This window comes from Lysinibacillus sp. fls2-241-R2A-57 (genome assembly GCF_030209535.1).
Classification (GTDB): domain Bacteria; phylum Bacillota; class Bacilli; order Bacillales_A; family Planococcaceae; genus Lysinibacillus.
Genome location: NZ_JARVRU010000021.1, coordinates 1 through 15,171, shown reverse-complemented (window position 1 = coordinate 15,171; position 15,171 = coordinate 1). Strand labels below are relative to the sequence as shown.

Annotated in this window: 11 protein-coding genes and 1 pseudogene; 1 reads left to right on the top strand and 11 read right to left on the bottom strand. The window is 38.4% G+C overall.

Annotation, left to right across the window (positions count from 1 at the left end):
* Positions 1 to 9: 9 nt before the first annotated feature.
* The 9 genes and pseudogenes from argB to QRN68_RS03960 form a co-directional block, all read right to left on the bottom strand.
* On the bottom strand, positions 10 to 798 hold the full coding sequence (argB, locus tag QRN68_RS04000; RefSeq protein WP_285395399.1) for an acetylglutamate kinase: 789 nt from the start codon (positions 796 to 798) through the stop codon (positions 10 to 12).
* Positions 761 to 1,993, bottom strand: a complete 1,233-nt coding sequence (gene argJ / locus QRN68_RS03995; RefSeq protein WP_285395398.1) for a bifunctional glutamate N-acetyltransferase/amino-acid acetyltransferase ArgJ — start codon at positions 1,991 to 1,993, stop codon at positions 761 to 763. The genes argB and argJ overlap by 38 nt, the downstream gene beginning before the upstream one ends.
* Positions 1,994 to 2,066: 73 nt before the next feature.
* Positions 2,067 to 3,101, bottom strand: coding sequence for an N-acetyl-gamma-glutamyl-phosphate reductase (gene argC, locus QRN68_RS03990; protein ID WP_285395397.1), 1,035 nt, complete (start codon positions 3,099 to 3,101; stop codon positions 2,067 to 2,069).
* 882 nt (positions 3,102 to 3,983) lie between these two features.
* Positions 3,984 to 5,420, bottom strand: a complete 1,437-nt coding sequence (locus QRN68_RS03985) for a 6-phospho-beta-glucosidase (RefSeq protein WP_285395396.1) — start codon at positions 5,418 to 5,420, stop codon at positions 3,984 to 3,986.
* A gap of 191 nt (positions 5,421 to 5,611) precedes the next feature.
* Positions 5,612 to 7,579 (bottom strand): beta-glucoside-specific PTS transporter subunit IIABC, encoded by a 1,968-nt coding sequence (locus tag QRN68_RS03980; protein WP_285395395.1) that lies wholly within the window; start codon positions 7,577 to 7,579, stop codon positions 5,612 to 5,614.
* A gap of 431 nt (positions 7,580 to 8,010) precedes the next feature.
* Entirely contained in the window at positions 8,011 to 8,829 is an 819-nt protein-coding gene (locus tag QRN68_RS03975) for a histidine phosphatase family protein (protein WP_285395394.1), read from the bottom strand.
* 17 nt (positions 8,830 to 8,846) lie between these two features.
* Positions 8,847 to 9,005 (bottom strand): annotated as a pseudogene (locus QRN68_RS03970) (family 1 glycosylhydrolase); the annotation flags it as partial.
* Positions 9,006 to 9,565: 560 nt separating this feature from the next.
* Positions 9,566 to 10,441 carry a BglG family transcription antiterminator LicT gene (gene licT, locus QRN68_RS03965; RefSeq protein WP_285395393.1) on the bottom strand — a complete coding sequence of 292 codons (876 nt, stop codon included), beginning with the start codon at positions 10,439 to 10,441 and terminating at the stop codon, positions 9,566 to 9,568.
* Between the two features lie 313 nt (positions 10,442 to 10,754).
* Positions 10,755 to 11,483: a MurR/RpiR family transcriptional regulator gene (locus QRN68_RS03960; protein WP_285395392.1), complete on the bottom strand. Its 729-nt coding sequence runs from the start codon at positions 11,481 to 11,483 to the stop codon at positions 10,755 to 10,757.
* Positions 11,484 to 11,763: 280 nt separating this feature from the next.
* Between QRN68_RS03960 and QRN68_RS03955 the strand changes: the two genes are divergently transcribed.
* On the top strand, positions 11,764 to 13,092 hold the full coding sequence (locus QRN68_RS03955; protein ID WP_285395391.1) for a 6-phospho-beta-glucosidase: 1,329 nt from the start codon (positions 11,764 to 11,766) through the stop codon (positions 13,090 to 13,092).
* Positions 13,093 to 13,393: 301 nt separating this feature from the next.
* Here QRN68_RS03955 and QRN68_RS03950 read toward each other — a convergent pair whose 3' ends face one another.
* Positions 13,394 to 14,746 carry a glucose-6-phosphate isomerase gene (locus tag QRN68_RS03950; protein ID WP_285395390.1) on the bottom strand — a complete coding sequence of 451 codons (1,353 nt, stop codon included), beginning with the start codon at positions 14,744 to 14,746 and terminating at the stop codon, positions 13,394 to 13,396.
* A 25-nt stretch (positions 14,747 to 14,771) separates the two neighbouring features.
* Positions 14,772 to 14,990 (bottom strand): hypothetical protein, encoded by a 219-nt coding sequence (locus tag QRN68_RS03945; protein ID WP_285395389.1) that lies wholly within the window; start codon positions 14,988 to 14,990, stop codon positions 14,772 to 14,774.
* Positions 14,991 to 15,171: the final 181 nt, after the last annotated feature.

Here is a 15,171-nt window from a genome sequence, read left to right as displayed (position 1 = left end):
TCTTCACTATTATGAAGAATGACTTTTACTGGTTGAGGCTAAAATCGTCGTACCTTCTAAGGAATCTCCTACAATTTGCACCGATGGAATACCTGCACTTAAGCATTCAAGAGCTCCTTGAACTTTAGGTATCATTCCACCATAAATATGGCCTTCCTCAATCCATTGATCGATTAAGGAAGACGTCGCTTCTGATTGATACTCATCATTAATTCGAATACCACTTACATCCGTTACAAGCAGTAGACTATCCGCATCTAAAGCTAGTGCTATTTCACTCGCTACCGTATCTCCATTAATGTTTAACGCCTGACCATATTCATCTGCACCAACACAAGCAATAACTGGTACAATACCCGCACTAATTAACGCTTCTAACAAAGATGTATTGATAGCTTTTACTTCACCAACAAAACCGTATACATCTTTGTCTAGATAATCTGCTACGATTAACTGACCATCAAAGCCGTTTAAACCAATAGCTGCGATACCAGCTGTTGTTAATTCATGAACAAGGGCTGGATTGACCTTTCCTATTAACGTTGACTGAACTATAGCAACTGCAGCTTCGCTCGTTACACGAATACCATTTAATGCATGTGATTCTACCCCGCGCGCCGCAAGTTCACGGTTAATGGCTGGGCCACCACCATGGGTAATAATAAGCTCTACACCGCTCCCTTGGAGTTTTTTGAAATTCATAAAAAACGACTCGTTTAAGCCTTCTAGTGTACTACCACCAAGCTTAATGACCATACGTTTACGAGCGGTATGATGCATTGATTTGAACGTAGTCATAAGTTAGATCACATCCCCAAGCATGCCCCTTGCCCTCACCCATCCCAAGTGACACATAGATTTTCACTTCATTCATTTTTAAAATTTGAATTAATTCATCTTCTGAGAATGGAACCGGCTCTCCATTTTCGACCATTATTGCGCCACCAATTTGTATCGTAATTTTATCCGGATCAACAGTTGCACCACTGTAGCCTACTGCAGCAATAATACGGCCCCAGTTCGCATCACAGCCAAATACTGCCGTTTTCACAAGTGGAGAACCTACTACGGTTTTAGCAATTTTACGTGCCTCTTCATCCGAAATTGCCCCTACAACTTCAACCTCAATTAGCTTTGTTGCCCCCTCACCATCTTTGGCAATCATTTTTGCTAAATCTTGTGCTACTGTTTTCAATGTATAGTAGAAGTTTTGCCAATCTGGATGGGCAGGAGTTAAAGCTTCATTACCTGCTAAGCCGTTTGCCATTATAACTACTGTGTCATTTGTAGATGTATCGCCATCAACCGTAATTGCATTAAAAGTCATATTTGTAATATCAGATAATGCTAACTGTAAGACATCTGATTCAATATTTGCATCTGTCGTTATAAAACCTAGCATCGTTGCCATATTTGGTTCAATCATACCCGAACCTTTTGCAACCCCTGCGATAATAACCTCTTTACCATTAACAATCGTGCTATAACTTGTGTTTTTCATAACCGTATCTGTTGTCATAATCGCTTGTGCAAAATCAATAGCATTTTCTAAATTATCCATTGGCTCTAACTGATTTATCCCATTTGCCACTGGCTCCATATTCATAATTTCACCGATGACACCTGTTGAGCAAACCCCTACCAGATTCGCATCGATGCCGAGCTTTTCTGCTATAAGGGACTGCATTGTTAGCGCATCCTTCACACCTTGCTTTCCTGTACAAGCATTAGCATTTCCGGAATTAACAATCATCGCCTGCATTTTCTTCGTTGTGTACACAACCTCTTTCGTTACTTTTAAAGGTGCTGCCTGCACAGCGTTCGTTGTAAATACACCTGCAACACTTGCTGGTACTTCACTGAATAACACAGCTAAATCTTTTTTCTTATGTTTTAATCCACAATGTAAACCCGCAGCTTTAAAGCCCTTTGGTGAAACAATATTTTTACTTGATAATTTTTTCATAATATTTGTTGATGCTAGTAATGTCATAAATCGATTCCTCCTTAACGTGAAGTTCCTAACCTAGATTCATCATTTTCAATCGATGTTTGAATAAAGAACATTAAATAAAGAACGGTACGACATCCAGTCCTGTCGTTTGCGGTAAATCAAATTGAACGTTCATATTTTGAATGGCTTGCCCTGCAGCGCCTTTGACCAAATTATCGATGACGCCTACAATTGTGGCACGATTTGTACGGCTATCAACTTTCACGAAAATATCGCAATAGTTCGAACCTTTGACACGGTTTGTTCCTAGGCTATTGACATCTGTAACAATACGCACGAACGGATGCTTTTCATAAGTATTCTGTAAACAAGCTACTAACTGCTTCTCTGTGACACCAGGCATAACAGGCGCATATGAGGTCGATAAAATCCCTCTTGTCATTGGCACTAAATGAGTATTAAAAGAAATGGTTGTATCGACACCTGCAAACATAGCAATGGACTGTTCAATTTCTGGTATATGCTGATGTGTATTCGTTTTATAGATGGAGAAGCTTTCATTCGCCTCACTAAAATGCGTCGTTTGTGAAGGCTTATTGCCAGCTCCTGAAATCCCGCTTTTTGCATCAATCACTAAAAAGCTCGGATCAATCAATCGCTCTTTTAGCAACGGCAACAACGAAAGCAAAACCGCTGTTGGATAGCACCCAGGATTTGCGATAAGAGATGCATGTTGAACATGCTCTGCATTCCATTCAGTTAAGCCATAAACACTTTGTTGGATGATGTCCAATGGTGCCGCTTTTTTACCATACCAATTTTCATAGCTTGCTGGATCTTTTAAACGGAAGTCCCCGGACAAGTCTATTAACTTAGGACCTTTCCCTACCAATGGAGGTAATAGCTCACTTGTCACCCCAGAAGGCGTACTTGTAAAAACAACATCAAATTTCTCCAAAGCCTCATAATCAATTTTTTGTAATGGTGTATCGGCAATATGAACGAGATGACCAAACTTAGAAGAAAAAATGACACCTTCTTCTGAAGATGTGAATAAATCGATCCGCTCCACCGCTTTATGATTATGTAAAAATCGAATAAGTTCTAATCCACCATATCCGGTTGCACCTACAATTCCTACTTTCAATACACTCACCTCTGAAATAAGTTAAAATTAGTATACGTCTGCATAATTATTAAGTCAACTGAATTTTTATTTATTTATTTAATTTTCACAAACTTCATTTAATGAATGATTTTGAAAAAAGTTTGGATAACTAAACGCTATAAAACAAGGAGAATAATTCACCAAAGTCTACGACTTTAAAGTAATTACCCCATCAGGTAGTTGAGGTATTTAATGCTTTTATCAGGTGTGTTGATTAACCATTTTATCCACCCTAATTAAATTAGAAGGATCTGATTTACGCTATGGGCTACTCGCTTTCGCATAGAGCAAGGCTTCCTGCGAGTGAGCGTCGAGTAGCCCTCGCTATAAGCTCTTCATCATTACATGTGGTTGATTTCTTTGATAGAAAGAGCTTGTTTTTCGATAAAAGCCCAAATAGTTTCGATAAAATGAGATTTTGTTTCGATAAAAGCTCAAAAAGTTTCGATAAAGAGCGATTTTGTTTCGTTAAATCTTCAAAGTATTCCTATAAAACGACGGAAGTAGCTTTAGCGATTCTGTTTTGGGGCTCGACACTAAATAGCAACAAGAAAAACCCTTTCATCGATCAATAATAAACCTATTTTTTCCTAATCAACACGCCTGTTCTTTTATCGATTCGCATGCTCCGATTGCGATTCGTGAGGCGGCGGATTTCCCCCTTGCACTTGGCCCAACGCCCACACCTAGTTGACAGACATGCCCAGCACATAAAAAAGCTGCCGCCTGCAAAAAACAGACAGCAGCTTCAAAAAGTTGCCTAACCTTTTTTTAAATATCCTTTACTAAGGGTACATTTTACCTTCTTGTAAGCGAAACTGGCGAAAAGTTGATTCAAGCTCCAATTTCAATCGGATTTCGTTAATCGAGATTTTCTCCGTTGGATGCAATCACTTTCTTGTACCAGTGAAAGCTCTTCTTTTTCATTCTCTTTAGCGATCCCTCGCCTTCATTATCTTTGTCAACATAAATATAGCCATACCTTTTTTTCATTTCACCCGTAGAAGCACTGACCAGATCGATCGGTCCCCAACTTGTATACCCGATTATCTCCACGCCATCCTTGATTGCTTCAGCCATTTCCGCAATGTGTTTTCTTAAGTAGTCAATTCGATAATCGTCATTAATTTCGCCTTCAGGAGTTACTTTATCGACAGCACCAAGACCATTTTCAACCACAAATAAAGGCTTTTGATAGCGATCGTATAACTGATTCGCTGTAATCCGGAAACCTTTAGGATCAATCGTCCAACCCCATTCCGACTTTTCTAAATACGGATTTTCAACAGAATCAAATATATTCCCACTTGTCGTATTTTTCAATACTTCAGGATCCGTGCTTGTTACCCTGGTTGCGTAATAGCTGAACCCGATGTAATCAACGGTATGATTTTTCAGAAGTTCTTCATCCTCTTTTTCCATTTCAATCGTCAAATCGTGATCTTTAAAAATGCGCTTTGCATAGCTTGGGTATTGGCCTCGTGATTGCACATCAATGAAGAAATAGGACTCACGGTCTTTTTCTATCGCACTCAAAACATCATTCGAATGACATGTATTTGGATAGAAAGATCCCGCTGCTAACATACAGCCGATTTTTGCATTCGGTATAATTTCATGACAAGCTTTAACAGCAAGTGCAGATGCGACAAGCTGATGATGTGCTGCTTGATATTGAATTTGTTGTTTATTCTCTCCCTCTTTAAAAACAAGACCAGCGCCTAAAAATGGTGCGTGCAGAAGCATATTGATTTCATTAAATGTCATCCAGTACTTTACTTTATCCTTGTATCTAGTAAAAAGAGTTGTTGCGTACGTTTCAAAAAAATGGACCAATTTTCGATTTCGCCAACTGCCATACGTTTCGATCAAGTGGACAGGTACATCAAAATGAGCAATCGTCACGACGGGTTCAATTCCATGTTTTATAAGTTCGTCAAATAAATCATCATAAAACTGCAAACCTGCTTCATTTGGTTGCTCCTCATCACCATTTGGGAAAATTCGTCCCCAAGCCACGGAAACACGCAGCGCTTTGAATCCCATTTCCGCAAACAAAGCAATATCCTCTTTAAAATGATGATAAAAATCGATCGCCTCATGGGAAGGGTAGTATTCTCCTTCGATTGGTTGAAAGGAATTGATTTGTCCAGTCATCACTTCCCAGCGTTTTTGGCCAGTCGGTAGCAAATCAACAATAGTTAATCCCTTTCCAACTTTAAAAGAAGCACCTTCAACCTGATTGGCAGCGATCGCACCGCCCCATAAAAAGTCTTTAGGAAATACTAAATTAGACATACTAAAACTCCTTTACAATAGTAGTAGAAGGGAAAACGTGCTTTATGAGTTCAACAACGCTTCCCTTCTTATTGATAAAACAGAGATCACTTACGACTAGATTTTAAAAGGATGTGCACTACCCCAATCCCTTCAAAATTGCGACATCTGTCGGTGGAGGCTTCCCCTCCGACTGAACACAAACTTATCACTTAAAGAAGTGGCAAACTACTGCCTGAAGTTACTCCCTCCAACTCGATTAAACGATCACCGACTTCAACAAGCTTAACTTCCGTTATCACTAGATTGTAGTTATCCGAATTGGTCACAACGATTGGTGTTGTTACAACGTATCCCGCTGCCTTAATTGACGCAATCTCAAATTCAATCAGAAGCTGCCCTTTCTCTACCCGAGCACCTATTGCTGTATGAGCAGTGAAATATTTCCCATCAAGTTGGACAGTATTCATCCCTAGATGAATTAAAATTTCTACCCCTTGATCGGTTGTAATCCCAATCGCATGGTTTGTTGGAAAAAGCGCAGAAACCGTTCCGGAAATGGGTGAAAATAATTTCCCTTCTACAGGCTCAACGGCAACTCCTTTTCCGAGTGCACCTGATGCAAATGCTGCATCTTTCAGATCCGATATACTCATCAATTCACCTGTTAATGGACTCGCAATCACATCTTCAACAGGCATTTCAGGTTCTTCGCGGTCCGTATTTTGTGTTGCAGCTAGCGTATTTCCAGCAGCTTGCGCCGTTTTTGTTCCTCTTCCCATTCCAAATAAAAATGTCAGGATAAAAGCTAGTACAAAACCGACAAGAATCGCGATAATGGCGCCCGAAAATCCAGCAGTGAACCCGTTTTCCGGATCGATAAAGGTTGGAATACCAAAGACTCCTAGCCCCCCCATCATAAAACTACGAGTCCCCGACACTCCTAAGATTGCTCCTCCGACAGCCGCAGCAACACAACTCATAATAAACGGTTTTTTCAATGGAAGGGTCACGCCATAAATCGCAGGCTCGGTGACGCCGAAAATACCTGAAATAAACGCTGGAATACTAAGAGTTTTCAACTTTTGCTGTTTCGTTTTAATCCACACTGCCAGAACAGCTCCGATTTGTGCGAATGAAGCCGCAAATGTCAATGCTAAAATTGGATCTGAGCCTAAAACCGAAATATTGTTTATCGCAACTGGAACTAAACCCCAGTGCAGACCGAAAATAACAAACACTTGCCACAAACCACCTAGAAAAGCTCCGGCCACTAATGGGCTTAGTTCATAAATCCAAATTGTTCCTTGTCCTAAAAGTTGACCAGCCCATGTTGCAATAGGTCCAATAACGAGGAAGGTAATCGGTACAACAACAAGTAATGTAAAGAAAGGTACCAAGAACAATTTCACAACATCAGGAATTATTTTTTTAAACCCATTCTCTACCTTGGCCCCAAAATAAGCGGCAAGAATGATCGGAATAACAGACGATGCATAAGACATTAAAACAACTGGAATGCCTAAAAATGTGATATAAATAGGTGATTCAATGATCGTGCCCGCAAACAATGTATACAGAGGTTCACCAGCTGTTAGATCGGACAATGCTGGAGACAGCTTTGGATAAACCAACGCGGCTCCGATGGCCATCCCGATAAAAATATTTCCCCCGAATTTCTTACTAGCTGTGTAACCGAGGAAGATTGGGAAAAAATAAAATAACGAATCACCAATCGCGTGTATGATTTGATAAGTCCCTGACGTATTGCTTAACCACCCCAATGTTACAAACAGAGCATTAAACCCTTTAATCATCCCAGTTGCCGCTAAAACACCAAGAATCGGCGTAAAGATACTCGAAACGACGTCGATAAATTGGGTCAATAATCCTTCTTTCTTTTTTTTAACATCTTCTACAGACGCTTCTGTATGAAAACCACCAACCTCGACAACTGCTTTATAGACATCTGGTACATGATTTCCGATGACCACTTGATACTGACCACCACTTTTCATGACCGTAACGATGCCATCCATATTCTTTAGGACATCGGTCTGTGCCTTTCCTTCATCCTTTAACTTAAAACGCAAACGAGTAACACAATGAACAACGCTGATCACGTTTTCCTTACCGCCAACATTTTCAATAATATCTTTTGCCAATTGTTCATACTTCAATTGATTCCACCTCCACTTTCTATCCTTTTTTACAAATGAACACAGACATCCATAAAAACCTACTTAAGCTAGGTATGTTAAACCAGATAAAACTCCCCTACATTAGGAATATTAAATCGAAAAGTCGTTCGCTTTTTGAAAAAGAGCGAGTCCGGCAAGCCGGGTTCAAAACAGCATCCTAATTTATTGATAACGCTTTCTCGATAATGGCTAAAAGCTTACCACCTCCTTTAAGGTGAGTCGTCGACACACAATGAGCACTCCTAAATCAGCAACCATTTTGCTAGTGAGAAAACATCCACAACGAGTGATGGTGATTTTTTCAAATAAAAAACCTGATTCGACTTGAATACAAAGCACAATTCATACATCGTGCCGTTCAAATCAAATCAGGTTATGCCCAAAGATGGTAACATTCCTTCAAAAGATATTTAATTTTGCCCTGCTTCAATATAGCTTAAGTCGTTGACTTTATCTAGCGTATACTTTCTATCTTTGTATTTCACTGTACAAACACTAGCGTTTTTCAAACCGCCTTCAGGAATCTTATAATCATCAAACAATGTAGCTAACAATGCAGAGATACTTAATCCATGAGAAGTGATCAATACATTTCCTGTCCCTTCATTCTTCATCTCTTTTTCAACGATGTCTTCAATAACTGCTTTAAGTCTGGTTGTAATCGTCTTATAGTCCTCTGCTGGCCAGTTGATTTTTGCTTCTTCAACATTTTTAGCATCTAATTTTGCTACACTATTAGCAAATGATTCAGGTGTCATATTTTTCATGAACTCTTCTAATGTAACACCTTGATCATCGGCAATATCCTGCCACATCGTATGATTCAAATCACCTTCATACGTACCAAAGTTGAATTCTCTTAATCGCTCATCTGTAATAACTTTTAAATCAGATGATTTTTCATTTTCCTTCAGGATCAGATTGGCTGTCTGGATAGCTCTACCACTGTCACTGCTGTAAACATTTTGAAATTCAACATCCTTTAATCCAACCCCCGCAGCGGTTACAACTTCTTCTCCTGCTTTCGTCAATACTGCATCTGACCAGCCTTGAACACGATCAGTTGTGTTCAGCATCGTTTTACCATGACGTACGATATACAACGTCAATTCTTCTGGTGTCTTTTTAGCTGTTGCAGCATCGTCTTTTTTCCTGTTGCCAGTACTACACCCTGCAACTACTAATAAACCTACCATTAAAACCCCTAATATTTTTGCTAATCTTTTCATCTTTTTATCCCTTCTTTTTATGTGTTCGTTAAATCTTCCCCATTTGTAGCGATTACTTTTTTATACCAGTCAAATGGTTTTTTCTTCGAGCGTTTCAATGTCCCATTGCCTTCATTGTCGCGATCGACATAGATAAAGCTATACTGTTTTTTCATTTCTCCAGTTCCCGCTTGAAGTGATGGCGATTTTTTCAACAAAAAACCTGATTCGACTTGGAACAAGGCACAATTCATACATCGTGCCGTTCAAATCAAATCAGGTTATGCCCAAAGATGGTAACATTCCTTCAAAAGATATTTAATTTTCCTTAGATTATTCACCAACATATACAAAATTCCATAGAAAAACTAACCTATCAGCTTTTCTGTTGGATTAACTTTTTTACTTAAAATACAAAGAAATCTATTTCTGTTAAGGTAATCACGTTGAAACAAACACCAAAGAAAAGAATTCTTATATTGACTACTTTATCGCAAGTACCCTTATATTTCATTCGTTTTATTAAATTAACCCAAGTTGCTTAACAGGGTTCTCATGCCTTAAATATGTTGATTGATTAGAGGAAGTATTTTCTCTACTTTAGTAATAGTTACTTTTTTCATAGTATCTTCTTCCCTTATTAGTTGTTTTTTAATAGATTGATAATTATCTTGTAATCACAATATCCCGAATTGATATAAAAGTCAAATTTTTCAGTATTTTTTAAAAATCTTACGTTTTTATTCAGATGAACCAGCTAATTCGTGTATCGGTTGATGATACGATGAATGTGCAATGTTAAATAAGTTATTTCTTCGTTCGATATAACCCAACCATACGTATTCTCCAAATAGACCATAATCTTTTGACTGCAGTGAAAGGCCGTTGAATATTTCTTCTTTACTTGTTTATAAAGGAATGGGTCATTTCTTTTGACCTCTTTCTCTTTCTCTTTCTCTTTCTCTTTCTCTTTCTCTTTCCGAATAAACCGGATTGCAGTGAAACGAAGATGTGTTAAGAAACGATCATGGTTAATTGAGCTTTCATCTAATTCCATCCGGAAATGATATTTAACAATATTCAAAATATTATTAACGATTTCAGTAACTCGCACAGCTGCTGCCATATCTTCACTGAATAGTTGACTGTTCACTAAATGCAAGGCAATCGAAGCGGCCTCATCTTCCCCAAGTCGGATTCCTGTATCACTTTCAATAATATCTAAGGATTTTAAGGCAATTTGAAATTCCTGCTTATAATATTTTCGAATTTCCCATAACAACACGTTCTTTAAATAAATCCCTTGTTTGTGTCTGCTGATTGCGAAGCTTAAGTGATCGGTTAATGCAACATATAAATATTCATCCAATTTGCTTGAAAGTTCGGATTGGGCATAGTCAAAAATTTTTGAAGAAATATTCACGTATAGTTCAGAAGTATCTTTCAATAAAATAGAAAGCTTCTCAGAGATCTCATGGTTCTCCAATACAAAGGTCTTTTCAATTTTGGAAGCATCAATCGTCTCTCCAATTTTCTTCTGAAAAGCCAATCCCTTCCCCATAACTACAATTTCCTGATTTAATTTAGTAGTCGTCACAACGACATTATTGTTTAAAATCTTTTTGATATTCATTTAGACTCCCCCTTTACGAGTTGTTTGCAAATAAAAATAACGATTACAAAAAAATCTAAATGTGGATTTAAGAATAGCCTTTTAGCGATTCGATTACAAACGTAGATCTTGCCTGCCAAACAGGAACAACATATGCATTCACCTGTAAGCGTTTTCTTTTTGTTATCTTAACAAATTATAATCGTTTTTGGTAAGAACAATATACATTTTGAGTTTTACAAAATGTATAAAACAAACATGAGAAGACGCTGACAAAAGAAGATCAAAAAAATATTTTTTATTACCTTCTACGTTGACAAGGCGAGAATCGTAATTAGTTTTCTTCTTGAGTAAGTCTATAGATTTCACGAGCCACTGATTCTAAAATATAAATAACGGGTACCTGTGTCGTAACATCGGCGTTTTCAAACCGTTCCTCTGTTACATAATAAGGAATATTTATATCAGAGATTTTCGCAATGGTCGAATGTTTACTATTGGTAATACTAATAATCTTACTTCCTTCTTGTTTCAACTGATTAATATGAGTGACCGTAAAATCATTTTCTCCTCTGACGGATAAAGCGATTGTTACGCTATTTGAGTTGGCTTGAATACGAAAGAACGGATCTTTTATATACACAGAAAATTTACCTAAGCTTGAGAAATATCGTGCTCCGTATTCAGCTAGAATACCAGAACCTCCGATTCCAATAAAAATGACATGATCTGATTCTGACACAACACGAGCAGCTTCCCTAATATTTTCTTCTAGATTTCCTGTTAACGTCCTCTCGAAAAATTCCATTACAGAATGCCCGGAGCCTTTTAACTGAATCGCTTTATTTTCTTCTAAATGCCATTTAAGTTTCACTTTAAATTCTGAGAAGCCTTCACAATTTACTTTTCGACAAAAACGTAAAATCGTAGCGGTTGATACATGAGTTTCATCTGCAAGTTCACGTATCCGCATATAGATCACTTTTTCGCCGTTTTGACAAATATAGTTGTAGATAGATGTCTCTAACTCATTGAATGATGCAATCGCCTCAATTGTAAACATGTCTAAATGATTCTCCTTTCCTTATAAAATGAGGAGACAACCAGTACAATACTTTGAACGCATCGTACCATATCTTTTCAATAAAACACAACGTTACATCGTTGTAACAAATATGTTCTTTTGTTATAAAAAACTAAATGCTCTTTCCCTCTTCACCATCTTACTGAGTCGAGTTTACAATCAAATCAGAAAGTGAGAATACGTCACTTTGTAATTCCCTTAAGCGTTAAGAAAATACACGATTGCTAGGTTTGCTAAATTATACGGAGGTGCTTAGACGATGACAAAAGGGATTAAAATTGCAACAATTGGCGGAGGATCAAGTTATACTCCTGAATTAGTGGAGGGTTTCATTAAACGCTATGATGAATTACCTCTAAAGGAACTATGGTTAGTCGATGTAGAAACTGGAAAAGAAAAATTAGAGATCGTTGGAGGGCTTGCTAAGCGCATGATTGAAAAAGCAGGACTTCCTATCGAAGTGCACTTAACGCTTGACCGAAGAGCCGCTTTAAAAAATGCGAATTTTGTGACGACTCAATTTCGTGTAGGACTGCTAGATGCTCGTGCAAAAGATGAGAGAATTCCATTAAAATATGGTGTCCTTGGTCAGGAAACAAATGGACCAGGCGGTTTATTTAAAGGATTGCGTACAATTCCAGTTATTTTAGATATTTGTAAGGACATGGAAGAGCTCTGTCCAGATGCATGGTTAATCAACTTTACAAATCCTGCTGGCATGGTAACAGAAGCCGTATTGCGTTACTCTAACATTAAAAAAGTTGTCGGCTTATGTAATGTACCAATCGCAATGGAAATGGGGATTGCCAAGTTACTAGATGTAGACCATTCTCGCATCCGTATTGACTTTGCAGGTCTCAATCATATGGTTTATGGATTGGACGTTTATGTGGACGGGGTAAGCGTTAAAGATCAAGTCATTGATCTGTTAATGGACCCTAATAATAGCAGCTTTGTAAAAAATATCGAAAACTTAGATTGGGAACCAGAGTTCATTAAAGCTCTTAATGTTCTACCTTGCCCTTACCATAGGTATTACTACAAAACGAGAGATATGGTAGAAAAAGAAATTGAAAACGCTAAAAAAGAAGGAACTCGTGCCGAGGTCGTTCAAAAGTTAGAAACCGAATTATTTGAACTATATAAAGATCCGAACCTTGCGATTAAACCACCTCAATTAGAACAACGTGGTGGCGCGCATTACTCGGATGCAGCCGTTCGCTTAATTACGTCTATCTATACAGACAAAAGAGACATTCAACCAGTTAACACACGAAATAATGGGGCAATCGCCAGTATTCCAAATGACTCGGCAGTAGAAGTGAGTTGTATTATTACAAAAGACGGTCCTAAACCAATTGTGATGGGAGATCTTCCTGTACAAGTTCGTGGGTTAGTCCAACAAATCAAGTCATTCGAAAGAGTAGCAGCGGAAGCCGCAGTAACAGGGGACTACAATAAAGCAGTTCTTGCGTTAACGATTAACCCCCTGTCTCCTTCTGACACCATTGCCAAAGAAATTGTAGATGAGATGTTAGAAGCACATAAAGAGTTTTTACCTCAGTTTTTCCAAAATGTTACATCCTAAAAATACACCAGTAAACGTTGACACTGGAATAATCCGATGATTGCCAAAAGGGCTTGGGAATGAAAAATTCCTAAGCCCTTTCGAGTTGTTCAATTTTATTCGTGTAAAAAGCTTTTGGTTTTCTCGTCATGTTCCTAGCAGAGGCTAATCCCATTTTTGCTACTCGTTCCTACTGTCAAGAGTAAAGTGGACTTGTACCACTGAGTTATCACATACGCCAAGCGCATACCAAAAACCAGTAAAAGGAAATAACACTTCTACTGGCATTTAACGGTGATTGGATTCAATTTAATTTCAAACGTCATTTTTGCAGTCGTTTCTCCAACAGAGCTTGTTGCTTTTCAAAACCTGGTTTTCCAAGCAAAGCGAACAAATTTGTCTTATACGCTTCAACTCCAGGTTGATCGAATGGGTTAACCCCTAACAAATAGCTACTCATAGCGCATGCCAGTTCAAAAAAATACACCAAATACCCAAAATGATATTCGTTCAATTCAGGAATTGTAATAAGCAAATTAGGAACGCCTCCATCAGTATGGGCGAGCATCGTTCCTTGAACAGCTTTATTATTGACAAAATCAATCGTTTTCCCTGCTAAATAGTTGAGATCATCCAAATCTGTAGCTGCCGCTTCAATTGTCAATTCTTCGCGAGCTTTTTTCACATTCAATACCGTTTCAAATAAGTTGCGACGCCCCTCTTGAACATACTGTCCCACGGAATGTAAATCGGTCGAGAAATTAGCCGAAGCTGGAAACAATCCTTTACCATCTTTTCCTTGACTCTCTCCAAAAAGTTGTTTCCACCATTCCGCTACAAAATGCAACGAAGGCTCGTAATTGACAAGCACCTCTGTCGTCATCCCTTTATCGTATAAAATGTTCCTCACAACAGCGTATTGATACGCTTGGTTCGTGACAAGAGAAGGATCATTAAAATCGTTTTGAGCAGCAAGAGCCCCATCCATCATTGATTGAATAGACAGTCCACTGACTGCGATCGGTAAAAGGCCAACAGCGGTCAGTACAGAAAAACGCCCACCTACGTCATCTGGGATAACAAAACACTCATATCCTTCGGTCATCGCGAGTGTTTTAAGAGCCCCTTTCATTTTATCGGTTGTTACATAAATTCGTGATCGTGCTTCTTCTTTTCCATACTTCTCTTCCAGGAATTTTTTTAAAATACGAAAAGCAATCGCTGGCTCTGTAGTTGTTCCTGACTTTGAAATGACATTGACAGAGACATCCTTCCCTTGGAGTAAGGAAAGCAGATCGCTTATATACGTAGAGCTAATATTGTTGCCAACAAAAAACACTTGCGGTCTTTTTCGTTGTTTAGACGATTGTATATTATAAAAGGAATGATTTAGTGCCTCGATCGCGGCTCTTGCCCCTACATAAGAACCACCTATCCCGATGACAAGTAGGACATCGCTATCAGCCATTATTTTTCGAGCAGTCGCTTGAATTCGTGAAAACTCCTCTTGATCATACTTCTGTGGTAGATCAAGCCAACCTAGATATTCGCTGCCTGCTCCTTTTCGACTATGTAATGAATGATGCGCCGATGTAATAAAATCTTGCTTGTACTCCATTTCATGTTGCCCCATAAATCTCAACGTTTGATCGTACTGAAAACAAATTTTTTCCATCTTAAAAGCCTCCTTCATACCTGTTTCATACCACTGTACAAAATGTCTCTTCAAAAAGCAAACAACTAAAAATAAATGGATAGATGGCACAGTTCCCTTTTACTATTGATAAAAAAGAGGTAAAACTTTGATCGTTGGCCATGTAGGCTGAGAGCATAACAGTTACACCGCGTAGGCTAAAAGAAATGGTTGTATCGACCCCTGCAAACATTAAAATGGCCTGCTCAATTTCTCCCCGTTGCACCAAAAATACCTACTTTCAATGCATGCACCTCCGAAATAAGTTAAAAGAAGGCGGAAACTCATTCACTTATCGAATGAATTTCCGCCTTCTATTTATGCACTGGACGTGTAAATATATTAATATCCAATCAGGCGTGTTGATTAGGAAAAAATAGGTTTATTATTGATCGATGAAAGGGTTT